This is a genomic window from Zunongwangia sp. HGR-M22, from assembly GCF_027594425.1.
GTDB lineage: Bacteria > Bacteroidota > Bacteroidia > Flavobacteriales > Flavobacteriaceae > Zunongwangia.
Genome location: NZ_CP115159.1, coordinates 2205499 through 2231765 on the forward strand (window position 1 = coordinate 2205499; position 26267 = coordinate 2231765).

Consider the following 26267-nt stretch of genomic DNA (forward strand, 5'->3'; position numbering starts at 1 on the left):
CAATGAGAATGTTACTCATTACATTGCTTTTTACGGCAATGGCGCCTATTATATATGCTCAAAATCAATTTAGCGGAAATATAACCAATCATGAAACCGGTGAACCTGTTTTTAGTGCCACCGTTTATTTCGCTAGATTAGAAAAAGGTACAACTACTGATATTGATGGTAACTTTACAATTAAAAATTTACCATCAGGAAATTATAAATTAGTGGTTTCTTCAATTGGTTTTACCTCGTATTCTAATGAAGTAAGCATCCCTTCATCCAACTTCAAGATTGTTTTAAATCCTTCCGCAGTAGAAATGGAAGAGGTTATTGTTTCTACACCATTTCATCAATTACAAAGTGAAAATGTGATGCGTGTAGAACGCGAGAGTGTTTCTGAACTCAACAAGAAAGGTGCGGTAACGCTTGCTGACGGAATCTCACAAATTGCCGGAGTAGAAAATTTAAGCACCGGCGTAGGGATTGGAAAACCTGTAATTCGAGGATTAAGCTCAAATCGAGTGCTTACGTATACTCAGGGTGTTCGTATGGAAAATCAGCAATTTGGTGGCGAACATGGTTTGGGAATAAGCTCTAAAGGTATTGGCAGCGTAGAAGTTATTAAAGGCCCTGCTTCTCTTCTCTACGGAAGTGATGCGCTAGGTGGAGTTCTTTATCTAAATCCCGAACAATATGCTTCTGCTGGGGAAACTAATGCTGAAGTCAACGGAGATTATTTCAGTAACACTTTAGGTTATCAAGCCAGCGCCATGGCTAAAACCTCGGGAGATAAATTAAAATTTATCGCTCGCGGAAGTCTTGCAGAACATTCAGATTATAAAGCTGGTAATGGTGAGCGTGTTACCAATACGAGATTCAACGAAAAAGATTTAAAAACCGGAATTGCATATCAAAATGCTAAACTTAAATCTGATTTGAGATATAATTTTAATCGTAGCGAGCTAGGAATTCCCGAGGAAATTGCTGAACAAACGACATCGAAAACTCTTGTGTTGCCATACCAACAAATCGATAACCATATTCTTAGTTTAGACAATAAAATCTATTTTGCAAACTCGAGTATCGATGCAAAATTTGGTTATCAGTTTAACAATCGAAAAGAATTTGAAGATCATCACGAGCATGGCGAAGAAGAACATGAAGATCATGCTGATGAGGAACATGATCACGAGGGAGAACATGAGGACCACGACCATGAAGAGGAAAGCGAAGAATTGCATCCTGCTTTAGATATGGAATTAGAAACCTTCAATTATAATATTAAATATAATCTTCCTAAGATAGGCAATTTTGAAACTATCGCCGGCATACAGGGAATGTGGCAAGAAAATAAAAATACGGGAGAAGAAGTTTTAATACCTAATGCTGAAACGGTAGACTTTGGAATATTCACAACAACGCATTTTCACTTAAAAAAGTGGGATTTTCAGGCGGGTTTAAGATACGATACCCGAAACATCGATAGCGATGTGTATGGCGATACAGATGATGCTGAATATATTCAAGCTGTAGATCGTGACTTTAATAGTTTTAATGGTGCCTTTGGTGCGAAGTACCAGTTCAATAAACATTTAAATGCTCGCCTAAATTTAGCAAGCGGATTTAGAGCACCTAATTTAGCTGAACTTACCAGCAATGGTTCTCACCACGGCGCAAATCGTTATGAGGTTGGAAATGCTAATCTGGATAACGAACAAAACTTTCAGATAGATTTTTCTCTTGAGTGGAGAAATGAACATTTTGAAGCTTTTGCAAATGCTTTTCATAACACGATTAACAATTACATCTATCTAAATCCCACAGGTGAAACAATAAATGAAAACCCTGTTTATGATTATGTGCAAGATGATGCTGAACTTTATGGTGGTGAGGCTGGTATCCACATACACCCGCATCCTTGGGATTGGTTACATATAGAAAGTAGTTTTGAAACTGTAACCGGCAAAAGAAGTGATGATGCCTACCTTCCGTTAATTCCGGCTAATAGCATTACCAATACGTTTAGAGTTGAATTTAATGAAGGCAAAATTATCGAAAATAAGTATGCTTTTATTAGGTTGAAGAATGTTTTCGATAAAGAGAACACCAGCGCTTTTGAAACTAGAACTGGTGGTTATTCATTATTAGGGGCAGGTATTGGCGGCCGTGTACAATTAGAAAAATCTGAAGTGCAGATATCGGTTAACGGCAATAATCTTTTAGATAAAACATATATATCGCACTTATCCCGACTTAAAACCGATGGGATTTCCAATATTGGAAGAAATATTATGGTTTCTGTGCAGTGGTTTTTATAATCCTGAATTAAGATTTCATTATAAAGAAAAAGCCTGTTTGAGAGTTCAAACAGGCTTTTTTGTTATTTTATAATTGATGATGTTACCAGCTTTCAACTTCGATAGTACGTACTTGACCAGCAGTGTCTTTTTTATAAACATATGTATACAAATACATCAAGGTGAATGTTGGAACGATATCGGTAAATGGTAGAATCTCTTCTATAAACACAATAGCCGAAGCTAATTTTCCTTTTTTACCGGGATACATTTCTCTGATTTTTCGTGCAGCATAAGGTGCCCACAAAATATCCAAAAAAGGCCCTATTAATGGAACTCCCATAGTAACCATACCAATACCATCTAGCAATAGTCCTTTTAAAAACAATTTATCTTTTAGCATCTTTTTTTGTATTGATTCAGTTAATTAAATCAAATAAAGTGCCAGTTTTCAGATACTTACTAATATTACATACTTATTTCTTTAGTTTTTCGGCAAAAAGAGCATTTAATTTTTGAATTTTAGGATCGATAATATATTGGCAATAAGGTTGTTCTCGATTCTGATTATAAAAGTCGAAATGTTCCGCTTCGGCTTCATAAAACGCTGAAGCTTCGGTAACTTCAGTAACTATAGGGTCTTGAAAGACTTCCTGCTTTTCTAATTCAGCAATAACCTGCTCTGCTATTCGCTTTTGTTCTTCTGAATGATAAAAAATAGCACTACGATATTGTGTTCCTCTATCGTTTTGTTGACGATTTAAAGTTGTGGGATCGTGAGTAGAAAAGAAGATCAATAATAATTCTTGAAAACTTATAATTTCAGGATCAAATAAAAACTGAATGCCTTCAGCATGCCCGGTTCTTCCTGTGACTACTTCTCGATAAGGAGGATTTTTAATAAACCCGCCGGTAAATCCAGATTTTACATCACTTACACCTTCCAGCCGTTGAAAAACAGCTTCGGTACACCAAAAACATCCTGCAGCTAATGTGGCCAACTCTTCATTTTTCATAAATAGCAAATATTTATCTCAAATGTAAGATTTACAATAGCAAAGGCATAGCCCGTTCACGTTATTTTAATAAAAATTGAACGATCGAAACCTCTTAAAATTTCAGAAAATAATTAAAAGATGTTATACTTGGGGGTCGCGATTAAATTAGCTAATTTTCGAGCTCTTTATAGACGTTATGATTACAATTGAAAATATTCATAAGTATTATGGCGATTTACACGTATTAAAAGGTGTCGATCTTCATATCGCAAAAAGCGAAATTGTTTCTGTAGTTGGTGCCTCGGGTGCCGGGAAAACAACCTTGCTTCAGATTTTGGGAACACTAGATTTGCCTGAAAAAAATAAGGAATCTAAACTTATAATCAACGAAACTGATATTTATGGTCTAAATGCTAAGAGCCTGGCGATATTCAGGAATGATCATATTGGTTTTATATTTCAGTTTCATCAATTGTTACCAGAGTTTACTGCGTTAGAAAACATTTGCATTCCGGCGTACATTAAAAATACTCCAAAAGCCGAAGCCGAAAAAAGAGCGATGGAATTATTAGGATTTCTAGGACTTAAAAATAGAGCGAATCACAAACCTTCTACTTTAAGCGGTGGAGAACAACAACGAATTGCGGTAGCCAGAGCATTAATGAACAACCCTGCAGTTATTTTTGCTGATGAGCCTTCAGGGAATTTGGATAGTGAATCTGCTGAAAATCTCCATAAACTCTTCTTTAAACTTAGAGATGAATTTGGACAAACCTTCGTAATTGTAACACACAACGAAGAGCTTGCCGATATGGCCGATAGAAAGTTGACCATGGTTGATGGTGAAATTGTGTAATCTTCTAAGTAATTTTCGACTAAACATCGCCTCTAAAAGATTATATTTTTGAAGAAAAGCGAATTAAAAGAGTTTTTAGATTTTAAAGTTAATCAATATAACACCCCAGATTTTATAGGTACAGATCCTATTCAGATTCCACACCAATTCAGTAAAAAAGAAGATATTGAAATTGCAGGTTTTTTGGCTGCAACTATTGCCTGGGGAAATCGAAAAAGTATTCTGAAAAATGCGAACGATCTTATGGAACGCATGGAGCGATCTCCGTATGATTTTATCCTAAATTTCGAAGAAAAAGATTTAGAAACCATGGAAGGTTTTGTGCATCGCACTTTCAATAGTATTGATCTTTGCTATTTTATGCGTTCGCTTCAGAATATTTATAAGAATCATGGAAGCCTGGAAGAAATCTTCAGTAATCATGCTACTGCAATTTCGCTTCAGCCAGCAATACATGAGTTTAAAAAGATTTTTTTTGAACTTCCGCATCAAAAAAGAACACAAAAGCACGTAAGTGATCCGCTAAAAAATTCTGCAGCTAAACGTATAAACATGTTTTTACGCTGGATGGTAAGAAAAGATAACTGTGGTGTCGATTTTGGTATTTGGGAGTCGATTTCTTCTTCGCAACTCTCCTGTCCGCTCGATGTGCACTCAGGCAACATTGCAAGAAAATTAAAGTTACTTAAGAGAAAACAAAACGATGCCAAAGCTTTAGCCGAATTGGATACCGCACTTCGTAAATTAGATCATCAGGATCCAGTGAAATATGATTTTGCATTATTTGGTCTTGGTGCTTTCGAAAAATATTGATGCCTTATTTGCTTAATTTCGATCTAAAATTGTTAAATTCGTCTTAACGTTTCGCGCAATTTCCGTTTTTTCAATCAGAAAATTGTGAAAATTCAATGATTCAACCCGCTACACCTCTTAACGAAAAAGAACGTTTAAGTTCTCTCAATTCTATAGAACTTCTAAAAGGAGTTTCTGAAGAAGAATTTGATAACATCACGCAACTTGCATCTTATATCTGCAAAACGCCCATCTCACTAATCACTTTGGTTGAAACTGAAAAAAACTGGTATAAATCTAATCACGGTGGGCCTTCTATTACTGAATCTGAAAGAAGACTTTCGCATTGTGCCCATGCCATTTTACAACCTGGCGATTTAATGGAAGTTGAAGATTTACGTGAGGATGTGCGATTTAAAGATAATCCCTTTACATCTAATCCAGAGTCACCAATTCTCTATTATGCAGGTATGCCCTTGCTTGATAATAATGGATGTGCTCTGGGAACCCTATGTGTGCTAGACACCAAGATTAATAAATTAGACGAAGATCAAAAAAACGCTTTAAAAGCTTTAGCTAAGCAAGTAGAAAAATTATTCGAATTGCGACGGAAGAATCTATATTTAGAAAAAATTAAACAAGAATTAGACGATCACAACTCTTTATTGAAGGATTTTGCCGGTGTAGTTTCGCATGATATGAAAATGCCTTTAGCAAACATGATTATTACTGCAGATTTAATTAAAGCCAGGTACAAAGATCATGTAGATAAAAAGGGGCAGGAACTTCTCGCTAATTTAAAAAAATCGGCCTTAAAGCTTAGCGACTATATTAACGGAATATTAAATCACTATGAGAGTGATCGTATTGTATCTTCTGATCTTGTTGAATTTGATTTACATCATCTGCTAGAGGATATCATCGATTTGATGAATATTAATGATAAATGCGAAATTAATTTCCCTTCAGAAAATATTATGCTGAATTGTAATCGATCTGCCTTAGAGCAGATTCTAATTAATCTAATAAACAACAGCATTAAATATAACAATAAGGAAGAGATTATTATTGATATTGAAAGTTCTGAAGATGAAAATTTTTACAATTTTAGCGTAAAAGATAACGGAATTGGTATCCCTGAAGATCAGATTTCCAATATTTTTCAGCTATTCAAAACACTTTATATTACCGACAGACAAGGAAATCAAGGAAATGGTATTGGACTTTCTACCGTTAAAAAATTGGTGACCTCTCTTGGCGGAAAAATTAGCGTACAATCAGTTTTAGGCGAAAGCACTTGTTTTGAATTTAGTATAAAAAAGGCGATTAAGATCAACTAAGCACTCTCTATAAGCCTATACCAATTAATTTAAATTTTTGAGGTTTTTAAATAGCAGTGATCAGAAGAACAATTATCAGACAAAACGAGAAAACATCTACTAAAAAATAAATAATTCTTTTAAGGTTCTCTGAGCATTTAATCTCAATTATCCAGTTTGCCTGCCGCACAATTTCTTTATATTTGAGAAATCTTTAAAAGCGGTATGCAGTTTAGACATCCAGAACTTCTTTATGCTTTAATTTTACTGGTAATTCCATTTATTGTTCATTTGTTTAAGCTTCGTAAATTTCAGAAAGAAGCATTTACCAATGTAAAATTGCTTAAAAAAGTAGTTCAGGAAAACCGCAAAAGCAATCAGCTCAAAAAGTGGCTAATTCTTATAGCGCGGACTTTAGCTTTGGCTTTTTTGATTCTCGCTTTTGCGCAGCCATTTATTCCTTCAGGAAAAACAGCTAAACAAAGCACCTCTACCCTGCTCTATCTGGATAATTCGTTTAGCATGCAATTGCGAGGCGAGCACGGGCCAATGTTGCAACATAACATTCAGCAATTATTAGAAAATAGCCAGCAAAATGATCAGTTTGGCTTGTTTACCAATAATAAAGACTTCGGAATTATCTCTCCTTCAGAAGATCAATCTGAACTTCAGGATATCGATTACAGCTCAAATTCGATGAATTTTAACCTGATCAATTTAAAAGCTCGACAGTTTTTTAATGAGCACCCAGCAGAAGTACAGCGACTGGTTTTAATTTCAGATTTTCAGCAAAATTTAGGGGATTTAAATAAGCTTGAAAATATAGCATATCATTTCGTAAAAAATGAAGCGCAAAACATCTCGAATATTAGTGTAGATTCGGCTTATGCGATCGATAAAAACCTGAATCAACTTAGCCTAAGAGCCAATTTTAGCACTACTGAAAAATTAGATCGTGATATTCCTATTAGCCTGAAAAATGGCGAGCAGATTTTGGCTAAAAAGAGCATCAATTTTAAAGAAAATAAGCAACAAGAAGTCGAATTTCGATTACAGGCTGAAGAAATTGAAAACGGAATTATTTCGATTGAAGACAACGGCCTTGTTTACGATAACGAACTGTTTTTTACTTATGCTGAAACACCAAAAATCAATGTTTTAAGTGTTTCGGGTAGCGATGCCGACTTTCTTAACCGAATTTTCACTAAAGACCAATTCAGCTATATCAATTTTGATGAAAATGAAGTTGATTTTAGTGCTTTTAGCAGTGCAGATTTGATCATTTTAAACGAAGTAGAGCACATAAATACTGCTTTACAAAACCAGGTGCTGGAAAAAGCAAAAGAAGGAACGCCTGTTTGCATTATCCCAGCTTCTAATCTTCAGCTTCAAAATTATAATTCATTTTTATCGAATCTTGGCTTACCAATTATCAAGAATAAACAAAACAAGGAATTATTAATTACTGAAATTTCTTTTGAGCACCCACTATTTGAGGATACATTCGAAAAAGAGATCAGCAACTTTCAATATCCTGAAGTACAAAGCTTTTACAATTTTAATAAGGATGCTTCAGCTGCATTAGCTTATCAAAATAATAATGCCTTCTTAATGAATTCTGGCAATAGCTATTTATTTTCAGCACCAATCAGTCAGGAAAATTCTAACTTTCAAAATTCGCCGTTAATCGTTCCTGTTTTCTATAATTTGGGAATTTCAGCTTTAAAAACTCCAAGCTTATATTTTGAAGTCGGCCAGGAAAATATCTTCGATGTTAATATAGCAGGAAACGGTGATCAGGTAGTTGAAATTCAGCAAAATTCTGCCGATAGTTTTATTCCGCTTCAACAAAATACCTCAGACAAGATCACGGTAACCACCACAGAGCTGCCTGAAAATGCTGGAAATTACATGATAACATACCAAGAAAAGAGAATTTTACCAATTAGTTATAATTATCCAAGAAACGAAAGTGATCTTAATTATCTGGATATTAACGAATTTGAAAATATCGAAAAGCAAACCGACCTTAATACATTTTTTGAAAGTACAAAAGCTGCTCAACAAATCGATGTGCTTTGGAAATGGTTTATTATTTTTGCACTGATCTTTTTAACCATAGAGATGCTCCTCTTAAAATTCTTTAAATGAAGCTACTTATAAAATCTGCCACAATCGTAGACCAGCAAAGCGATTATCATTTAAAAAAAGCCGATATTCTCATTGAAGATGGCGTTATTAAAAAAATCGGAAATGCTATTGAAACTAAAGCTGATAAAGAAATTAGCATTGAAGGATTACACGTTTCACAGGGATGGTTTGATAGCAGCGTGAGTTTTGGAGAACCAGGTTATGAAGAACGTGAAACAATCGAAAACGGACTAAAAACCGCAGCATTTAGCGGATTTACCGATGTGGTCTTAAATGCGCAAACCAATCCAACAATAGATAATAGCTCTGCCATTTATTCGGTAAAAGCAAAGGCACAAGGAAATGCAGTAAACCTTTTGCCAACGGGCGCCTTAACCGTAAAAACTGAAGGTGTCGATCTTGCTGAACTTTTTGATATGGGAAATGCCGGTGCGGTAAGTTTTGCAGATTATAAAAAACCGGTAAGCAATCCTAATCTCCTAAAAATTGCTTTGCAATACGCACAAAATTTTGATGGATTGGTGCAATCTTTTCCGTTAGAAAAGAAAATAGCAGGAAAGGGAATTGTAAATGAGCATCATAACAGTACACTTCTAGGCTTAAAAGGAATACCCAATCTTGCTGAAGACCTGCAAATTGCACGTGATCTTTATCTTTTAGAATATACCGGAGGGAAACTGCATATCCCAACCGTTTCTACAGAAAAATCTGTTGCACTAATTAAGGAAGCTAAGAAAAAAGGTCTGGATGTTACCTGTAGCGTTGCCATCCACAACTTAGTACTTACCGACGATTTGCTAAGTGAGTTTGATACTCGCGCCAAAGTAATGCCTCCGCTAAGGACAAAAAAAGACACCAAAGCCTTAATTAAAGGATTAAAAGAAGGAACGATCGATTTTGTAACCAGCGATCACGATCCAATCGATATCGAAAATAAAAAAGTTGAATTCGATAACGCCAATTACGGAACAATTGGTTTAGAAAGTGCTTTTGGTGCTTTACAAACTATCTTTTCTACAGAAGAAACTGTGGAAATCTTAACGCGCGGCAAAGAACGCTTTAAAGCTGAAAGTTCTATAATTACTGAAGAAGAAATGGCAAAACTATCTTTCTTTTTACCTGAAGAAAAGTACACTTTCCAGAAATCTGATATTCTTTCAACCTCACAAAACAGTATATTTTTAGGGCAGAAATTAAAAGGAAAAGCGATTGGTATTTTTAACAACAATCAATTAATCATTTCCGAAGATTTATAAAACTATGACTCAAAATACCCCAACTAAAACTAAAGATGGTAAAACTGCAGCAATTACAGCCTATATAACGATATTTGGCTTTATACTTGCCATTTTTTTTAATATGGAAAATAAACATAAATTAGCTAGTTTTCATATTCGACAAGCTTTTGGGACACATATACTATTTTACGTGCTAGGAGCTATAGCATCAATATTTACTAATTTTTTTATACCAACTGCTTTTTATTTAGTTTATGTTGTTTTAGCTATTTATGGTCTCGTAGCTGCAATACAGGGGGAGTTTAGGTTGATTCCTTATATTGGTGAATATTTTCAAAAATGGTTTAAATCAATTACCTAATGCAAACAGCGAATCTTTCTTTAGAACACGTTATAAAACAACCAAAAGGTCAAACTGAAAAAGCTCCCGTAGTTTTTATGTTTCATGGCTATGGTAGTAATGAACAAGATCTTTTTAGTTTTGCAAGCGAGTTACCCGAAGAGTTTTTTGTAATCTCGGTGAGAGCGCCATACCCCATGCAACCAAGTGGTAACGCATGGTATGCAATATATTTTGACGACGCTAGCGGAAAATTTAGCGACGACGAGCAAGCCATTAAATCACGGGATTTAATCGCTCAATTTATCGATGAAGCCATTGAAACTTACCCAATAAACAAGAATAAAGTTACGCTACTAGGTTTTAGCCAGGGCAGTATTTTAAGTTATGCCGTTGCACTCTCTTATCCAGAAAAAGTTAAAAATATTGTTGCACTAAGTGGATACGTAAATAAAGACATCATTAAATCTGGTTTCGAAAATAATGATTTTGACCATTTAAATTTCTATTGTTCCCACGGAACTGTAGACCAGGTTATCCCAATCGATTGGGCTAGAAAAACCAAACCTTTCCTTGATCAATTAAATATCAAAAATACCTATTCTGAATTTCCCGTTGGTCACGGAGTAGCACCACAAAATTTCTTTGAACTTAAGGAATGGCTGGAGAAAAATGGGTGATTAATTCTCAAAGCTCTTCCAACCTATTAAAGTTCTTTTAACTTTATAATATGACATTTGTTAGGTTTCATGCTCAAAAATACTGGTAAATTTGTACCACTTCTTGCAAATAAAGAAGCATTTTTTTGAAACTAATTTAATTGTTAATAACCTCGCAAAAAACGAGAATTAACATCAAGAACTCACTTTTAGGTGAGCAAAAAATAAGTATTATGAATAAAGGTATCTACATTGCTACCATGGAAGAAGACAGTGGAAAGTCATTAATATCCCTGGGGCTGATGCAAACTCTTTTAGGAAAAACAGATAAAGTAGGATATTTTAGACCAATAATCGATGATTTTCCTGAAAGTCAGAAAGATAATCATATCGAAACTGTTCTATCTCAATTTGATATTGAAATTCCATACGAAGAAGCCTATGGAGTAACCAGAAAAGAATTGGTTGATAAAAGAAATGACGGTAAAGCAGGCGAAATTATAGACGTCATCATTCAGAAATACAAAAAGCTAGAAGAAGAGTTTAATTTTGTTTTAGTGGAAGGAACCGATTTTTCTGTAAAGGGAAATGTTTTTGAATTCGACACCAATGTAACCATCGCAAAAAATCTTGGTCTGCCTACCATAATTATCTCAAGCGGTAAGGATAAAAGTAAGAAGGAACTCGTTGACGCGCTAAATTTTGTTTACAGTTCTTTTAGTAATCGTGATGTAAAAGTTATTGGAGTAGTTGCCAATAAAATTCAGGAAGAAAACGTTGAAAATGTTAGAACCGATCTCAATAATTTCTTCCCGAAAGAGGTAGAAGTTTCTATCGTTCCGATGATAAAAACTTTGCTCCATCCCACCATCAAAGAGATTGTAGAAGAACTTGAGGGTAAAGTAATATTTGGAGAAACACATTTAAACAATCAAACCGGGAATTTTGGTGTTGGCGCGATGCAACTGCGTAATTATCTTACCAAACTTAAAGAGAATAGCTTGGTAATCACACCGGGAGATCGTGCAGATATTATTCTTGGTGCGTTACAAGCGCATATTTCTGCCAACTACCCTCCAATATCTGGAATTATCCTAACCGGCGGACTAATCCCTGAAGATAGTATCTTAAAACTGATCGAAGGGCTTTCACAAATAGTTCCAATAGTTTCAGTACAGGGCGGAACTTTTAGTGTTACTAATCGTATTGGTAATATTAAATCAAAAATATATAAAGACAGCAAACAGAAAATCATGACGTCTCTGGCTGTTTCAGATAAATATTTAAATCTTGATAGTCTTACTGAAAAACTCTTCAATTTTCAGCCAAAAGCGCTTACGCCAAAGATGTTTCAGTATAGCCTTTACAAACGTGCGCAGCAGTCTAGAAAACGTATCGTGCTTCCAGAAGGAACCGACGAGCGTATATTAATTGCTACAATGCGTCTTATCGCACTTAATATTGTAGACATTACGCTATTAGGAAGCATCGATAAAATCAAAAATAAGATCGCAGATCTTGGGTTAAATATCGATTTGAGCAAAATTAATGTTATCGATCCCGTACATTCCGATAAATACGACGAGTATTCAGAAACTTTTTATGAACTAAGAAAACATAAAAATGTAAATATGGATATGGCTCGTGATATGATGGCCGATGTTTCTTACTTTGGGACCATGATGATCCATAAAGGTGATGCAGACGGCATGGTCTCTGGTGCTGCACATACCACCCAGCATACCATTAGACCCGCGCTTCAGTTCATCAAAACAAAACCAGGCGTATCTGTAGTTTCGTCAGTATTTTTTATGTGTTTAGAAGATCGTGTTTCAGTATTTGGTGACTGTGCGATTAATCCTAATCCTAATGCTGCAGAACTTGCTGAAATTGCAATTTCTTCCGCAGAGAGTAGCCTTGCATTCGGTATCGAACCAAAAATTGCCATGCTTTCTTACTCTTCAGGAACTTCGGGTAAAGGCGAAGATGTAGATCGTGTTCGTGAAGCGACCGAGATCGTTAGAAACAAGCGCCCAGACCTTAAAATTGAAGGACCTATACAATATGATGCTGCGGTAGATGCTACTGTAGGAAAAAGTAAATTACCAGGTTCTGAAGTTGCAGGACAGGCGAGCGTACTTATTTTCCCAGACCTTAATACCGGGAACAATACCTACAAAGCCGTACAAAGAGAAACCGGCGCATTGGCTATAGGACCAATGCTACAGGGACTTAATAAACCGGTTAACGATTTAAGTAGAGGATGTACCGTGGACGACGTTTTTAATACAGTAATTATAACCGCAATACAAGCACAAGGATTTTAATATGAATATTTTAGTTATAAACTCAGGTAGTTCTTCTATAAAATACCAACTTATAAAAATGCCCGAAGAAACCGTTGCCGCAAGCGGTCTTGTAGAGCGAATAGGTTTAGATAAGGCTTTAATTCATTATAATGCAGGTGAAACTAAACTTAGTAAAGAAGTAGAAATCCCGGATCACGAAACCGGATTAAAAAGAATTACTACTTTTTTGATGGATAGCGAAGTTGGTGTAATAGAGGATGAAAATCATATTCAGATTGTTGGACATCGCGTGGTTCACGGCGGAAAAAGTTTAACAAAAACAGTTGAAGTTACTGCGGAAGTTAAAGAAGAGATTAGAAATGTATTTCCGTTGGCTCCTCTACACAATCCTCATAATTTAAGAGGAATTGAAGTGGCTGAAAAAGTTTTTGCAAATGCGAAACAAGTGGTCGTTTTTGATACTGCTTTTTTCCATACTATGCCGCAAAAAGCGTATCAATATGCAATTCCTAAAAAGTTTATGGAAGAAAATGCGGTAAGATCGTATGGATTTCATGGAACCAGTCATAAATATGTTTCTGAAAAAGCAATTGAATATTTAAATGAAAAAGGGCTTCCTTCAGAAAAAATAATCACCGTACATCTTGGTAACGGATGCAGCATAACTGCAATTAAAGATGGAATTGCTATCGATCATTCTTTGGGAATGGGACCGGCAAACGGACTTATTATGGGTACTCGTGCTGGTGATATCGATCAATCTGTAATTTTTTATTTAATCGATAAGCTTGGTTACACACCGCAACAAGTAAATGATATTTTGCTGAAAGAAAGCGGAATGTTAGGACTTACCGGTTATAGCGATATGCGCGATATTGAAGAAAAATCGGCTGAAGGTGATGAAACCTGTCGATTAGCGCTTTACATGAACGGGTATCGTATAAAAAAATATATTGGTTCTTACATCGCTGCTTTAAATGGTGTTGATGCCATTGTATTTACAGCCGGAATTGGTGAAAATAGCAGTGTGATTCGTAAAATTGCTTTAGAAGATATGGAATATTTAGGACTTCATTTGGATCATCGAAAAAATGATGTTCGCGGAAAAACAATTCGTCCTATAAATCCGCCAGAAGCAAAAACAAAGATTTTGGTTGTTCCTACGAATGAAGAATTAGAGATTGCCAAGCAGTCTTATGCTTTGGTAAACTAAATTAGTTTTCTGTAAAGTTGATAAAGCTCAGATTCTAAAGAATCTGAGCTTTTTTATCTAATTTGAAATTTAAAAGAATTATTTATTGCCAGTTAGCGCTCTCACTTTAGGTAGTTGTTCATAATATTTTTCAAGACTCCATTTGATCTGAAATCCTTGCTGAAGGTAAGTTTGCATATCAGGCAGACCTACTTCTGCTCTTAAGCTATCAACTTTTTCAGGATTTTGTATTGGTCGTACATATTTTTCGCCAGTAGCATTATCGATCCAAACCTGGCTACCATAAATTTGCTTCCCTCCTTCCCTTAGTGCTATTCGATCTTGAAGCAATGCAAGATTCGATGCTAAAGTTTTACGTTCTTTAACGGCAGATTCGATAAGAGGCAGATATTTTTTCTGCTTACCTAAATCGGCATGCTGAATAACTAAAAACAGGGTTTGATTTTGCTGTAAATTCAGATTTTCTGGCCATCCATTTCGTAAAATTTCAATCACTTTTTTTTGATTGATCGAATCCTGAGTTTTCATTCCGCTGATAAGCTTCTTGAATTCTGAAGTATTCGTTTTTCCCTGTTGCTGAAGTTGGATGAGTTCCATTCTAATTCCCTGATCGGTTTTCCAAATAGAATCTAATTGTGCTGAAATTTGCTGATTTTGGGCAAAAACAGATTGAAAAATACATAATAAAGAAACTAAAATAACTGATGATAATCTTTTCATGATTGATGTCTTTCTTTAAAGACGAATCACGTAAAGATTTGTTACTCGTAATTAGGTATAAAAATTATTCAGTAGGATATAAAAAGGAGTTTAGTGGCTCAAACTCTACACTTCCATTTTCGCTAATAAAATACTTTAATAAAACTTCGCCCCAATGTTCTCCATCAGTGAATTCAGCGATTACCCATTTGTGATTAAGCAATTTGATTTTATTGATACGCATAGGATCTTTCATGCCTTCAAAAGGAACCATTTCGTTATCCTCTTCCGCTTTATTCATATCAATTAAAGCATCCTGAACTTTCTGCTCTACTTCAGCCGCTTTAAAACCATTATTTTCAAAATAAGTGATTGCAGGCTCGTTTCTTTTCAGACTAAAATCATAGAAATTTTCAGATTCAGTAATATCTGTATTTTCTTCTTCAGCTTCTAACTTATCTAATTTCTTTTGGAGGCTTACGATTCTGCTTGTTTGATCGTCAAGAATTTTCTTGTCGTTCACATAAATAAATATCGCAAACAACGCAGCGAATATGAATAAATATAGTAGGATCTTATTTTTCATCAATCGTGATTTTCAAATTATCATAAGCTAAATGTACATTTTCGGGTAAATTTTGTTCTACCTCTTCGTGAAAACCAAGCAAATGACTTATATGCGTTAAATAAGACTTTTTAGGCTGGATTTTTTCAATAAATTCTAAAGCTTCAGCAAGATTAAAATGCGAATGATGTGGCTCCATTCGCAGCGCACTAACAACGACTACATCAAGGTTGTGCAGTTTTTCTGCTTCTTTGTCAGAAATAGACTTAATATCGGTTAAATACGCAAATTTATCCATTCGATAACCGTAAACCTGCAATCGATTATGTAAATAGCTTACCGGAATAATTTCTTTTCCACCTATCTCAAAAATATCATTAGTAACTACATGCTGCTTAACGCCAGGTGCTCCCGGATATTTATTTTCAGTAACAAAAATATAATTAAAACGCTTTTTTAATGAATCCAACACGCGATTGTGAGCATAAATTGGGATATCACCCTGTCTAAAGAAAAAAGGACGTATATCGTCTAAACCAGCAACATGATCATTATGTTCATGGGTAAAAAGAATGGCATCCAGCTTTGAAAAATTATTTGCCAGCATCTGCATTCTAAAATCTGGACCACAATCTATAAGTATGTTTAAATCGTTCCACTCTACCATTACCGAAACCCTTAAGCGTTTATCCTTAGGATTTTCGCTTAAACAAACGGGGTGATTACTACCAATTATTGGGATTCCTTGTGATGTGCCTGTACCTAAAAATGTAACTTTCAAGAATGTTATATTTGTGACAAAGTTAATTAATATTTTTTGTTTACTTTGGTGTTTTAGTACCTTTGACAGCGTAAAAAAAGGAATTCATCTAAAAGGAAAAATATGCCAATCACCATAATGGGCGACAAGGAATTTGAGAATGTTCCTTCAATAAAAAGTAAAGCGCTACGTATAAATCTAAACGAAAATATTTATGGTACTTTTTCTGAAATTGGCGCAGGACAGGAAACCGTAAGAAATTTTTTTAGAGCAGGGGGTGCATCGGGTACGATCGCAAAAGCAATGAGTGCTTACGATAAAGATTTTAGTGATGCCATCTACGGTGTTGAAGATGACAGAAGGTACGTTACTGAAGCCCGACTAAAAAAAATGCTTTCTCATGAGATTAAATTAATAGAAGAAAGAATTTCCAGAGAAAAACACCCCAACAAACTCTTTTTTAGCTATGCAAATACTGTAGCTACAATCGATTTTGCAAAAAAATATAAAGGTCATGGTTGGGTTGGAATTCGTTATCAGGTAAGTCCAGAAGAAGATTATAACGAAATTAGTCTTCATATTCGATTTAAAGAAAATGATGCACGTCACCAACAAAATACGTTGGGAATTTTAGGAGTTAACTTAATTTATGGTGCTTATTATAAGTATGATAATCCTAAAAAATTACTTCGATATTTATACGATCACATCGATAAAGATCAATTAGAGATTGATACCATCAACTTTTCGGGACCAAGATTCGATAAAGTTGATAATAGATTGATGAGCTTACAGTTGGTAAAAAACGGAATGACCGATGCGGTAATGTTTAGCCCGAACGGAAATAATGTTTTACCAGCAAAAATTCTTTACAAGAAAAATATCCTTGCCCTTCGTGGTAGCTTTAGACCAGTAACTAAGGTGAACATGGATATGTTTGAAAAATCTAGAGAATTATTCTTTAGTGAAAATAGAGTTTCTGAAGAAGATACTGAGGTTATTTTTGAAATTACGCTATCCAACCTAAGAGCAGAAGGTGAGATCGATGAAAGAGATTTTATGGATCGCGCCGAGCTTCTTTGCTCTTTGGGACAAACGGTAATGATTTCTAATTTCCAGGAATATTATAAAGTAGTAGAATACTTTAGTAAATATTCTAAGATGAGAATGGGTCTTGCGATGGGTGTAAACAACCTAGTAGATGTATTTGATGAGAAATACTACCGTCATTTAAGCGGTGGAATATTAGAAGCTTTCGGTAAATTATTTTTTAAAGATTTAAAAGTTTATCTGTACCCACTTAAAGATTCTGAAACCGGAGAAATTACTACCAGTGAAAACTTAATGGTACATCCAAGAATGAAAGAATTATATAAATTCTTTAAATACAATGGTCGTGTAGAAGATATTGAAAATTATAACCCAGAAATTCTGGACATTTACTCTAGAGAAGTCTTACAAATGATAACCGACGGTAAAGAAGGCTGGGAAGATATGCTACCTGAAAAGACGACTGGCATGATTAAAGAACAAAATTTATTTCATTATAAAGAAAATAAAGAAAAGGCTCAGAAAGTCTAAAATTTGAAATTATAATTTAATAAAAAAGCGATCAAATTATTGATCGCTTTTTTTTATGTTTTGGAATATACATTTACACTTCTTTATTTAATTTTGAATAATTAAATTTTCTTACCAAAATTAAAATTACCTAATTCAGATGCTTAAAGCGTCTTATCGTATATTTCATTCAGAAGATATTATCTAGATTGATTAAAAATTACGTTATAATTTCTTGTGAATATCCGTTTCGGTTTAATACATTTGCTACATTATTTATAACCAATCTAAATAAAAATTAAATGAAAAAATCATTACTCATTCTTATTCTTGTTCTCAGTAGATTTTATGTCGGATTTTCACAAAATCAAGACATAGAACTTAAAGGATTTGTTTTGGATGAACAACAAAATCCAGTTAATAACGCCAATGTATATTTAAAAAATTCTACCTACGGAACTTATACCGATCAAAATGGTTCTTTTAGTATTAATGGAATTGAAAAAGGGGAATATATCATCGTTATTTCTGAAATAGGGTTTATAAAAAAAGAACTGAAAATTAACCTGCAATCGAGTCAAAATATAAATATTGAACTGCGGACAGAAGTTAATACTCTTTCAGATGTTTGGCTTTCCGGAGAAAAAGACAAAGGCTATACTAGTAGGAATGTTTCTTCTTCATTAAAATTGGATCAGGAATTAATCAATATCCCACAAAATATCCAGATTATTACCAACGATGTTTTACAAGACCAGGCAACCATATCAATGATGGAAAATATTACCCGAAATGTTAGTGGCGCTCAAATGATCGAACATTGGGGCAATTTTGCCAGGATTAATATGCGTGGTTTCAGGATTCCGCCTTTTAGAAATGGAATGAATGTGTTATCTACATGGGGACCAATGGCAGAAGATCTTGCACTAGTTGAAAGAATCGAAGTAGTAAAAGGCCCCTCGGCTTTTATGCTCTCCAGTGGCGAACCAGGTGGATTATATAATGTGGTCACAAAAAAGCCAACCGGAAGAGAGCGTGGTGAAATAAGTTTACTTACCGGAAGTTACAGTACGCTTAGAGCAACTTTAGATTTAGAAGGTAAATTATCTAATGATAATAAATTGCAATATCGATTTGTTGGCGCTGCATCTACAAAAGAATCACACAGGGATTACGAGCCTGAAAACCGTTATACCTTTGCCCCTTCCCTAAAATATCAGATTGACGAAAAAACTTCGGTAACAGCACAATATACTTATCAGTATTACAAAACCAAACTTATAGGTTCGGCTTATGTTTTTGCCCCAAACAAATATGCCGATTTAGATAGGGATTTTACACTTTCAGATCCACGTCTAGGCCCATCGGTAATGAAAGAGCACTACGGTTTCATTAATTTTGAGCACCAGTTGGCTGATAACTGGAATTTAACTGCACAATTAAGTTATATTAATTATCAACATGAGGGACAAAGTTTATGGATAGACGGCAATTTTGGGGTTAAAGAAAATGGTGATCTATTAAGGGATATTAGTATTTGGGATGCCCATGAAGAGCAAAAGCTGGGACAGGTATTTATAAGCGGTAAAGAACAAACCGGTAGTATTTCTCACAATATTCTGGCTGGTTTAGATTATGGAAACAAAAAATATATTGCCGATTGGTCGCAGTCGGTTACTATAGATACCATAGGAAACCCTTTTAATATTTATAACCCTCAACCGGCTGCCATCCTACCTGATTTTGATAGAGAAACAAGCTTAGAGCAAAGAGCTGATGGAATAATTACCTCACAATATTTGTCTTATTATCTTCAAGATGAATTAGGATTTTTTGAAGATGCACTTCGCTTAACATTAGCAGGACGATATACTGAATTTGAAAGTAGTTACAATGCGACATCAGATGATAATGTTTTTACTCCACGCGTGGCATTAGCATATTCGATTTTGGATAATCTTACCATTTATGGAATGTACGATCAATCATTTTTACCAGAACAGGGAACAAACAGATTAGGAGATCCTTTTGATCCTGTTACTGCTGAGGATATTGAAGGTGGCCTAAAATTCCAATTTATGGATGGAAGATGGAATGCTACCGCTACTTACTTCAATATTCATAAAGATAAATTTTTAGTTATCGATCCTGAAGATGCAAATTATTCCATTCAACAAGATACCGATATCACTTCTAAGGGATTTGAATTTGATACTCGTGGAGAAATTACAAGAGGTCTGAGCTTAATCCTTAACTATGCTTACACCAATTTAGAAGACGAAGATGGTAATCCTATTGCCGGTTTTTCTAAACATGTTACCAATGGTTGGCTAAATTATAAATTCCAGGATGCAAAATTAAAAGGATTTGGAGTTTCCCTTGGTTATCAATATCTGATTGACCGGTCGTCATGGGTTTGGGCTTCAGAAGGACAAACCGATTTACCTGATTACTTCAGGATGGATGGTGCATTAAGCTGGGAGAATGGAAAATTCCGTGTATCACTTAACCTTAATAACCTTCTTAACGAATATCTATACTCTGGTGCCGATTACGGAAGTTATGTATATTGGCAAAGTGAACCGGGTAGAAACTTTAGATTAAGCCTTAACTATAAATTTTAACCCTCGTGAGGATTCAAAACGGCACACCAAATAACCTCCACCTCCTAGATAGCAAAACTATAGTGGAAGTAATCAGAAAACGCTAAACCCAAATGATCTTTTCAGAGATTTTAAAAAATGAAAATAAACACTTTAAACTAAATATTTTAAATATGAAAAAACTAAGTCTTATTTTACTATTCTTATTATGTTACACATCCTCTTTTGCCCATTATTTATGGATCGAGACCAATCCAACAGGTAAACTGAATAAAGAGCAGGAAATAAAAATTCATTATGGCGAATACACCTACGGAGTTCTTGAAAAAACCGATGGTGAGGCTTTTAAAAGCGTTTCGCAGTTTGAGGTTTGGGTAATTAATCCAGATGGAACTTCGACCAAACTAAATTTAGACAAAAAAGAAGATCATTATTTAGGTCATTTTACTCCTAAAAATGAAGGAATATTTACCATTCAGCTTAAAAATGATAATATCGACGTTGTTGATTATACTGAATATGACTTCGGAATTTTTAAAACCTATTATCAGTCTTTCGCAAAAGTAAAAGTGGGAAAAGGAGAAAAAGCTTCAGAAATAACCGAAAAAGGATTAAGCATCAGAGAATTACCGTCTGAGAATGAAGAAAAAAACCTGCAGGTGTTTTATAAAGGACAACCGATTAGCAAACAGGAAGTAAAAATCTATGTTTCAGATCTTTGGTCTAAAACATTAACTACCGATGCTGAGGGAAAAATCTCATTTAAACTTCCGTGGAATACAAAATATACCGTAGAGACCACTAAAAATGAAAATGTGCCCGGCACTTATAATGGCGAAGACTACGAATTTATCTGGCATTGTGCTACATATTGCTTTCCGCAAAAATAAATAACCATTTATCGAAAACAATCTATTCGCTGACCATCCATATTTTTGATGATAAACATCAATCAGCAGCAATAAAAAAGCCTCGAAAAAAATCTCGAGGCTTTTGTTTTATAAATGAAAATCTTTTATTCTATTCAACACGTTCAATTTTAGCTCCTATACTTTTTAGTCGGGCTTCAATATCTTCGTAACCTCTATCAATTTGCTCGATATTATGGATTGTAGATGTTCCTTTTGCAGAAAGCGCCGCAATTAGTAGGGAAATTCCCGCTCTAATATCTGGCGATGTCATCGTCGTAGCCTTCAAGGTCGATTGAAAATCATGACCTATTACGGTAGCTCGATGGGGATCGCAAAGGATAATTTTCGCCCCCATGTCAATAAGCTTATCTACAAAGAAAAGTCGACTTTCAAACATTTTCTGATGGATAAGCACACTACCTTTAGCCTGAGTTGCCACTACCAAAATAATACTCAGCAAATCGGGTGTAAAACCAGGCCATGGCGCATCGCTAATATTCATTATAGAGCCATCTATAAAGCTTTGTACCTCGTAACCTTCAGCATGTGAAGGAATAAAAATATCGTCACCTCGCCGCTCAATTCTAATTCCAAGTTTTTTGAAGGTAGTAGGAATCAAACCTAGCATCTCCCAGTTTACATTGGTAATAGTAATTTCACTTTTTGTCATTGCCGCAAGACCAATCCAAGATCCTATTTCTACCATATCTGGTAAAATAGTATGCTCGCAACCTCCTAATTCTGTTACTCCTTCAATAATTAATAAGTTGGATCCTACGCCACTAATATTAGCTCCCATAGAATTCAACATTTTACAAAGCTGTTGTAAATAAGGTTCACAGGCAGCATTATAAATTGTTGTAGTTCCTTGTGCCATTACCGCAGCCATCACGATATTAGCAGTACCCGTTACCGATGCTTCTTCCAAAAGCATGTACTTACCTTTAAGTCCGTTTGGAGCTTCCACTCCATAAAAACGATCTTCTTTATTGTATCGAAAAGTAGCTCCAAGATTTATAAAACCTTCAAAATGCGTATCTAAACGACGGCGACCTATTTTATCACCACCCGGTTTTGGAATATACCCCTTACCAAATCGTGCTAAAAGAGGCCCTACAATCATAATAGAACCACGTAAACCACTACCGTCTTTTTTAAATTGTTCGCTTTGTAAATAATCAAGATCTAATTGATCACTTTTAAAAGAATAACGCCCTTTTCCTAATTTTTGAATTTTAACACCTAGATTCTTCAGTAAGCTAATTAGCTTATTAACATCAATAATATCGGGTATATTATTAATAATTATTTCTTCTGAAGTTAATAAGACAGCACAAAGAATCTGTAAGGCTTCATTTTTCGCTCCCTGAGGCTGAATTTTCCCCTGAAGCTGATGCCCTCCTTCTATTTGAAAAGTTCCCATTAAAATTGGTTAAATTTTAGTAACGTTTACGGGGTTTGCGACCCGATCTTTTAGAATTATTATTTTTGGTAAATTTCTTTTTACCGCGCATAAGATTAGAAGAATCGCTTAAATCTTCGTCGGAATTTTTCAGATTTAATTCGCCACCGCTCAACTCTTTTAAATGCTCAAAAATCACATTATCATCTACAGTATCACGATTCCAATTAAGAAAAGATTTCTTCATATGGTTAGCAATCGCTAATACTAATGCATCCTTAAATTCACCATCCTCATATTTTTTAGCCTCATCAATCATCCTTTTAATATTGTTCCCGTAGAAACGATATTTCGGGAAATTTTGTGGGTAATCAAGAGTATCAGGGCGTTCCTCTAGCTTTTCACGACTAGGTTTAGGAAACGGAGATTCTACATCTAATTTAAAATCACTAATTATAAAAAGTTGATCCCATAATTTATGTTGAAAATCTGCAACATCACGAAGATGCGGATTCATATTTCCCATTACCGAGATAATAGAATTAGCAACACGGTTTCTCTCTTCATCATCCTCAATACTTACAGCATGCTCTACCATTTTCTGTAGATGTCTTCCGTATTCAGGAATTATCAACGTACTCCTTTCAGAGTTATATTCTAATGCGTTTGTCAAAAAAATAGATTTAAATTAGGTAATATTTAATTGCAGAAGTTTATTCTGCCTGCAAAATAAGAAATATTAACTAAGTTGAATAATAATAACGGCTTTTTAGCAATAAAAGTGTTATAGCGAAATTACGCCTTCTACTTTTTGCCCTACTTCTTTATACTTGGCAATTACTTCATCAGGATTTTTCATCGTAACATTTACAGAAACGCTGGTGTATGTACCTTTTTTAGATTTTTTAGTAGTAATAACCGCCCCCATATTGTCAAAAACATCCTCTACTCCTTTTATTTTCTCTTCGCTTGAAGGAACAATAAATTTATATAAATATTCTGAAGGCCAAATGGCTGTATCCTGAAGTTGAGCTTTTAGTTTTGCGTAAAATTCATCAGGATTTTTAGATTCACTCATAATTCTTTGTTCAAAAATTTAAGGTAACAAAGATACAAGCTTTATACCATTTTTATAATCAAAATCAAATGTCGAAATTTGCAGAGTGAAAGCAAAAAAAATTGTAATAACCGGGGGACCGGGAACGGGAAAATCTTCGATAATTTTCGAATTGGAAAAAAGAGGCTACACCTGCCTGCATGAGATTTCTAGACAGGTTACTTTAGAAGCTCAAAAAGAAGGGATAGATCAATTATTTTTAGAGCAACCTCTCTTATTTAGTGAGAAACTTTTGGAAGGAAGAGATGCGCAATATCAAGAAGCAGAAGCTTTTGAAGAGGATCTTATATTTATAGATCGTGGCGTACATGACGTAGTGGCATATATGGATTATTTTAATACAAAATACGACGAGCCTTTTATTTCTATCTGCAAGAAAAGGAAATACGAACAGGTTTTTATGTTACCACCTTGGGAAGAAATTTATAAGAGCGATAATGAACGATATGAAACATTCGCTGAAGCTGAAAAAATATCTCAGTTTTTATCGAATACTTATATTAACTACGGATATAAACCCTTAATTGTCCCTATTGGGACAGTAAAAGAACGAGCTGATTTTATTTTAAAGAACATCGAGCCCTAATAGTGCAGGAAGCTTTAAATATATTAAATAAATATTGGGGGCATAAAGCGTTTAGATCGCTGCAATGGCCTATTATCTCTTCAGTTCTTGAAGGGGAAAATGTACTTGCTCTAATGCCTACGGGGGGTGGAAAATCTATATGTTTTCAAGTACCTGCTCTTTTACAAGATGGAATTTGTATTGTAGTTTCTCCACTAATTGCTTTAATGGAAGATCAGGTAAGCAGTCTACAATCCAAAGGGATAAAGGCTATGGCGATTACCGGAGGAATTTCCTTTAACGATTTAGATAAAAAACTGGATAATTGTATTTATGGAAATTATAAATTTCTATATCTCTCACCAGAAAGATTACAAATGGAGCTTGTACAGGAGCGCATCCGATTAATGAATGTAAACCTAGTCGCAATAGACGAAGCACATTGCATCTCGCAATGGGGACATGATTTTAGACCAGCATATAGAAATATTTCAATTTTTAAGGAGTTAAAGCCTGAAATTCCATTAATTGCGTTAACAGCAACCGCGACTTTGGATGTTATCGAGGACATAAAGGATCAATTAGAGTTACCTGACTTAAAGCTGCACAAAAAGTCCTTTTATCGGCCTAATATTGCCTATAATGTTAAGGTTGCTGAAGATAAATTCTATGAAATTTCTAAGCTCTTAACATCTGCTGAAGAAACCGCTATCATTTACGTAAGAAGTAGAAATGCAACTACAGACATTGCAAACTATCTAAAAACCCAGGGATATCAGGCTGAAGCCTTTCATGGCGGAATGAAACAGCAAGAAAAAAAGCGAAAACTGGAAGATTGGTTAAACAATAAATTCAGGATAATGGTCGCAACAACCGCCTTTGGTATGGGAATCGATAAACCCGATGTGCGCCAAGTGATTCATTTAAATTTACCAGAAAATCTAGAAAGTTATTTTCAGGAAGCCGGGCGTGCCGGTAGAGATGGAAAGTTCGCAACGGCCACAGTCATTACCAATAAAAGCGATATTCCTGTTTTAGAGAATCAATTTTTGGCAAAATTACCTTCAGTTTCCGAAATTAAAGAAATCTATAAGAAGTTATTTAGCTATTTTAGAATAGCCTACGGCGAAGGTGAACAAGAGATATTTAACTTCAACTTCAACTCTTTTTGCAAGCAATACTCGTTCAATATTCATAAAGCCTATTCAGCTTTGCAAATATTAGAACGCTGCTCTATACTGAAACTAAGTGAAGAATTTCACAAAAAGACACTTGTAAAATTTGAAGTATCGCCAGGAAGTTTAAACCATTATTTGCAATCACGCCCTGAAATTTCTGAATTTGCCAGAGCTATTTTACGCACCTATGGTGGTGTTTTTGAAAATCTCACTGCTATCAATATTTCTTCCTTATCGCAAAAGACAAATCTAACTGAAGATAAAGCCCTGCACTTACTTCAGAAACTAGAGAAAGATGAAATTATTGAGTTTGATTATGCTCAGCATGATGCTTCTGTTACGTTTTTAGTACCAAGGGAAGACGAGCGAACCTTGATACCGCATACTAAATTCATTCAGCAATATCTTCAGAATAAAAAAGAAAAAATAGAGCAGGTTTTAAACTACATCGATAATAACAAAAACTGTAGAAGTAAACAACTTTTAGGTTATTTTGGAGAGAAAGAAATAGATGACTGCGGTATTTGCTCGGTTTGTACACAACAACAAACCGGAAAATTAACTCGGGATTTAATGAATATGATTTATTTGGAAATCATTAAAAAATTGAGACATTCTGAAAAATCATCGCGCGAATTGGTAGCTGAATTAGCTTTTTCTGAATCTCATATTTTACAAGTTTTACGCCTTTTAGTTGAAAAAAATAGAATTATAAGAACACCGACAAATACCTACAAAGCCAATTAA

23 protein-coding genes are annotated in these 26267 nt (G+C 34.8%); 15 read left to right on the top strand and 8 right to left on the bottom strand.

The annotated features are described in order from the left end of the window. Positions 1 to 2: 2 nt before the first annotated feature. Positions 3 to 2306 (top strand): TonB-dependent receptor, encoded by a 2304-nt coding sequence (locus tag PBT91_RS09570; RefSeq protein ID WP_270058256.1) that lies wholly within the window; start codon positions 3 to 5, stop codon positions 2304 to 2306. Between the two features lie 82 nt (positions 2307 to 2388). On the opposite strand, the gene PBT91_RS09575 is transcribed toward PBT91_RS09570, so the two are convergent. Further along, on the bottom strand, positions 2389 to 2688 hold the full coding sequence (locus tag PBT91_RS09575) for a hypothetical protein (RefSeq protein ID WP_270058257.1): 300 nt from the start codon (positions 2686 to 2688) through the stop codon (positions 2389 to 2391). A 73-nt stretch (positions 2689 to 2761) separates the two neighbouring features. Further along, the gene (gene msrA / locus PBT91_RS09580; protein WP_270058258.1) at positions 2762 to 3301 is read right to left on the bottom strand and encodes a peptide-methionine (S)-S-oxide reductase MsrA; all 540 of its coding nucleotides are present in this window, start codon (positions 3299 to 3301) and stop codon (positions 2762 to 2764) included. A 178-nt stretch (positions 3302 to 3479) separates the two neighbouring features. Here msrA and PBT91_RS09585 point away from each other — a divergent pair, with 178 nt between their 5' ends. The 9 genes from PBT91_RS09585 to PBT91_RS09625 all read left to right on the top strand — a co-directional run bounded on the left by PBT91_RS09585 (position 3480) and on the right by PBT91_RS09625 (position 14160). Then, a complete protein-coding gene (locus PBT91_RS09585) occupies positions 3480 to 4139 on the top strand; it encodes an ABC transporter ATP-binding protein (RefSeq protein ID WP_270058259.1) in 660 nt (219 codons plus the stop codon). 48 nt (positions 4140 to 4187) lie between these two features. Further along, positions 4188 to 4952, top strand: coding sequence for a TIGR02757 family protein (locus PBT91_RS09590; RefSeq protein WP_270058260.1), 765 nt, complete (start codon positions 4188 to 4190; stop codon positions 4950 to 4952). Between the two features lie 95 nt (positions 4953 to 5047). Continuing rightward, complete coding sequence (locus PBT91_RS09595; RefSeq protein WP_270058261.1) at positions 5048 to 6271, top strand: sensor histidine kinase; 1224 nt, start codon at positions 5048 to 5050, stop codon at positions 6269 to 6271. Positions 6272 to 6475: 204 nt separating this feature from the next. Next, on the top strand, positions 6476 to 8401 hold the full coding sequence (locus PBT91_RS09600; RefSeq protein ID WP_270058262.1) for a BatA domain-containing protein: 1926 nt from the start codon (positions 6476 to 6478) through the stop codon (positions 8399 to 8401). Further along, positions 8398 to 9657: a dihydroorotase gene (locus PBT91_RS09605; RefSeq protein WP_270058263.1), complete on the top strand. Its 1260-nt coding sequence runs from the start codon at positions 8398 to 8400 to the stop codon at positions 9655 to 9657. The genes PBT91_RS09600 and PBT91_RS09605 overlap by 4 nt, the downstream gene beginning before the upstream one ends. Before the next feature lie 4 nt (positions 9658 to 9661). Then, positions 9662 to 10000 (top strand): hypothetical protein, encoded by a 339-nt coding sequence (locus PBT91_RS09610; RefSeq protein ID WP_270058264.1) that lies wholly within the window; start codon positions 9662 to 9664, stop codon positions 9998 to 10000. Then, on the top strand, positions 10000 to 10659 hold the full coding sequence (locus tag PBT91_RS09615; protein WP_270058265.1) for an alpha/beta hydrolase: 660 nt from the start codon (positions 10000 to 10002) through the stop codon (positions 10657 to 10659). Before PBT91_RS09610 ends, PBT91_RS09615 begins: the two co-directional genes overlap by 1 nt. Before the next feature lie 212 nt (positions 10660 to 10871). Continuing rightward, a complete protein-coding gene (gene pta, locus PBT91_RS09620) occupies positions 10872 to 12965 on the top strand; it encodes a phosphate acetyltransferase (RefSeq protein ID WP_270058266.1) in 2094 nt (697 codons plus the stop codon). A gap of 1 nt (position 12966) precedes the next feature. Beyond that, complete coding sequence (locus tag PBT91_RS09625; RefSeq protein ID WP_270058267.1) at positions 12967 to 14160, top strand: acetate/propionate family kinase; 1194 nt, start codon at positions 12967 to 12969, stop codon at positions 14158 to 14160. A gap of 78 nt (positions 14161 to 14238) precedes the next feature. Here PBT91_RS09625 and PBT91_RS09630 read toward each other — a convergent pair whose 3' ends face one another. From PBT91_RS09630 to PBT91_RS09640, 3 genes are all read right to left on the bottom strand, one after another. Continuing rightward, complete coding sequence (locus tag PBT91_RS09630) at positions 14239 to 14880, bottom strand: DUF6624 domain-containing protein (RefSeq protein WP_270058268.1); 642 nt, start codon at positions 14878 to 14880, stop codon at positions 14239 to 14241. A 64-nt stretch (positions 14881 to 14944) separates the two neighbouring features. Then, a complete protein-coding gene (locus PBT91_RS09635; RefSeq protein WP_270058269.1) occupies positions 14945 to 15445 on the bottom strand; it encodes a hypothetical protein in 501 nt (166 codons plus the stop codon). Beyond that, entirely contained in the window at positions 15435 to 16205 is a 771-nt protein-coding gene (locus PBT91_RS09640) for an MBL fold metallo-hydrolase (RefSeq protein WP_270058270.1), read from the bottom strand. The genes PBT91_RS09635 and PBT91_RS09640 overlap by 11 nt, the downstream gene beginning before the upstream one ends. Before the next feature lie 102 nt (positions 16206 to 16307). On the opposite strand from PBT91_RS09640, the gene PBT91_RS09645 reads away from it, so the two are divergent. The 3 genes from PBT91_RS09645 to PBT91_RS09655 all read left to right on the top strand — a co-directional run bounded on the left by PBT91_RS09645 (position 16308) and on the right by PBT91_RS09655 (position 21237). Then, positions 16308 to 17765: a TonB-dependent receptor gene (locus PBT91_RS09645; protein WP_270058271.1), complete on the top strand. Its 1458-nt coding sequence runs from the start codon at positions 16308 to 16310 to the stop codon at positions 17763 to 17765. A 281-nt stretch (positions 17766 to 18046) separates the two neighbouring features. Continuing rightward, positions 18047 to 20368, top strand: coding sequence for a TonB-dependent receptor (locus PBT91_RS09650; protein WP_270058272.1), 2322 nt, complete (start codon positions 18047 to 18049; stop codon positions 20366 to 20368). A gap of 152 nt (positions 20369 to 20520) precedes the next feature. After that, a complete protein-coding gene (locus PBT91_RS09655) occupies positions 20521 to 21237 on the top strand; it encodes a DUF4198 domain-containing protein (RefSeq protein WP_270058273.1) in 717 nt (238 codons plus the stop codon). 130 nt (positions 21238 to 21367) lie between these two features. Here PBT91_RS09655 and murA read toward each other — a convergent pair whose 3' ends face one another. From murA to PBT91_RS09670, 3 genes are all read right to left on the bottom strand, one after another. Further along, on the bottom strand, positions 21368 to 22681 hold the full coding sequence (gene murA / locus PBT91_RS09660; RefSeq protein WP_270058274.1) for a UDP-N-acetylglucosamine 1-carboxyvinyltransferase: 1314 nt from the start codon (positions 22679 to 22681) through the stop codon (positions 21368 to 21370). A 16-nt stretch (positions 22682 to 22697) separates the two neighbouring features. Continuing rightward, a complete protein-coding gene (locus PBT91_RS09665) occupies positions 22698 to 23333 on the bottom strand; it encodes a DUF4290 domain-containing protein (RefSeq protein ID WP_270058275.1) in 636 nt (211 codons plus the stop codon). Positions 23334 to 23444: 111 nt separating this feature from the next. Continuing rightward, positions 23445 to 23738: a DUF493 family protein gene (locus PBT91_RS09670; RefSeq protein WP_270058276.1), complete on the bottom strand. Its 294-nt coding sequence runs from the start codon at positions 23736 to 23738 to the stop codon at positions 23445 to 23447. A gap of 85 nt (positions 23739 to 23823) precedes the next feature. Here PBT91_RS09670 and PBT91_RS09675 point away from each other — a divergent pair, with 85 nt between their 5' ends. After that, the gene (locus PBT91_RS09675; RefSeq protein ID WP_270058277.1) at positions 23824 to 24363 is read left to right on the top strand and encodes an ATP-binding protein; all 540 of its coding nucleotides are present in this window, start codon (positions 23824 to 23826) and stop codon (positions 24361 to 24363) included. Between the two features lie 2 nt (positions 24364 to 24365). Next, a complete protein-coding gene (locus PBT91_RS09680) occupies positions 24366 to 26267 on the top strand; it encodes a RecQ family ATP-dependent DNA helicase (protein WP_270058278.1) in 1902 nt (633 codons plus the stop codon).

Excerpts from the sequence above, each read along its gene's own strand:
- PBT91_RS09570 (WP_270058256.1), top strand. The coding sequence starts at position 3 with ATGAGAATGTTACTCATTACATTGCTTTTTACGGCAATGGCGCCTATT.
- PBT91_RS09575 (WP_270058257.1), bottom strand. The coding sequence starts at position 2,688 with ATGCTAAAAGATAAATTGTTTTTAAAAGGACTATTGCTAGATGGTATT.
- msrA (WP_270058258.1), bottom strand. The coding sequence starts at position 3,301 with ATGAAAAATGAAGAGTTGGCCACATTAGCTGCAGGATGTTTTTGGTGT.
- PBT91_RS09585 (WP_270058259.1), top strand. The coding sequence starts at position 3,480 with ATGATTACAATTGAAAATATTCATAAGTATTATGGCGATTTACACGTA.
- PBT91_RS09595 (WP_270058261.1), top strand. The coding sequence starts at position 5,048 with ATGATTCAACCCGCTACACCTCTTAACGAAAAAGAACGTTTAAGTTCT.
- PBT91_RS09600 (WP_270058262.1), top strand. The coding sequence starts at position 6,476 with ATGCAGTTTAGACATCCAGAACTTCTTTATGCTTTAATTTTACTGGTA.
- PBT91_RS09605 (WP_270058263.1), top strand. The coding sequence starts at position 8,398 with ATGAAGCTACTTATAAAATCTGCCACAATCGTAGACCAGCAAAGCGAT.
- PBT91_RS09610 (WP_270058264.1), top strand. The coding sequence starts at position 9,662 with ATGACTCAAAATACCCCAACTAAAACTAAAGATGGTAAAACTGCAGCA.
- PBT91_RS09615 (WP_270058265.1), top strand. The coding sequence starts at position 10,000 with ATGCAAACAGCGAATCTTTCTTTAGAACACGTTATAAAACAACCAAAA.
- pta (WP_270058266.1), top strand. The coding sequence starts at position 10,872 with ATGAATAAAGGTATCTACATTGCTACCATGGAAGAAGACAGTGGAAAG.
- PBT91_RS09625 (WP_270058267.1), top strand. The coding sequence starts at position 12,967 with ATGAATATTTTAGTTATAAACTCAGGTAGTTCTTCTATAAAATACCAA.
- PBT91_RS09630 (WP_270058268.1), bottom strand. The coding sequence starts at position 14,880 with ATGAAAAGATTATCATCAGTTATTTTAGTTTCTTTATTATGTATTTTT.
- PBT91_RS09635 (WP_270058269.1), bottom strand. The coding sequence starts at position 15,445 with ATGAAAAATAAGATCCTACTATATTTATTCATATTCGCTGCGTTGTTT.
- PBT91_RS09645 (WP_270058271.1), top strand. The coding sequence starts at position 16,308 with ATGCCAATCACCATAATGGGCGACAAGGAATTTGAGAATGTTCCTTCA.
- PBT91_RS09650 (WP_270058272.1), top strand. The coding sequence starts at position 18,047 with ATGAAAAAATCATTACTCATTCTTATTCTTGTTCTCAGTAGATTTTAT.
- PBT91_RS09655 (WP_270058273.1), top strand. The coding sequence starts at position 20,521 with ATGAAAAAACTAAGTCTTATTTTACTATTCTTATTATGTTACACATCC.
- murA (WP_270058274.1), bottom strand. The coding sequence starts at position 22,681 with ATGGGAACTTTTCAAATAGAAGGAGGGCATCAGCTTCAGGGGAAAATT.
- PBT91_RS09670 (WP_270058276.1), bottom strand. The coding sequence starts at position 23,738 with ATGAGTGAATCTAAAAATCCTGATGAATTTTACGCAAAACTAAAAGCT.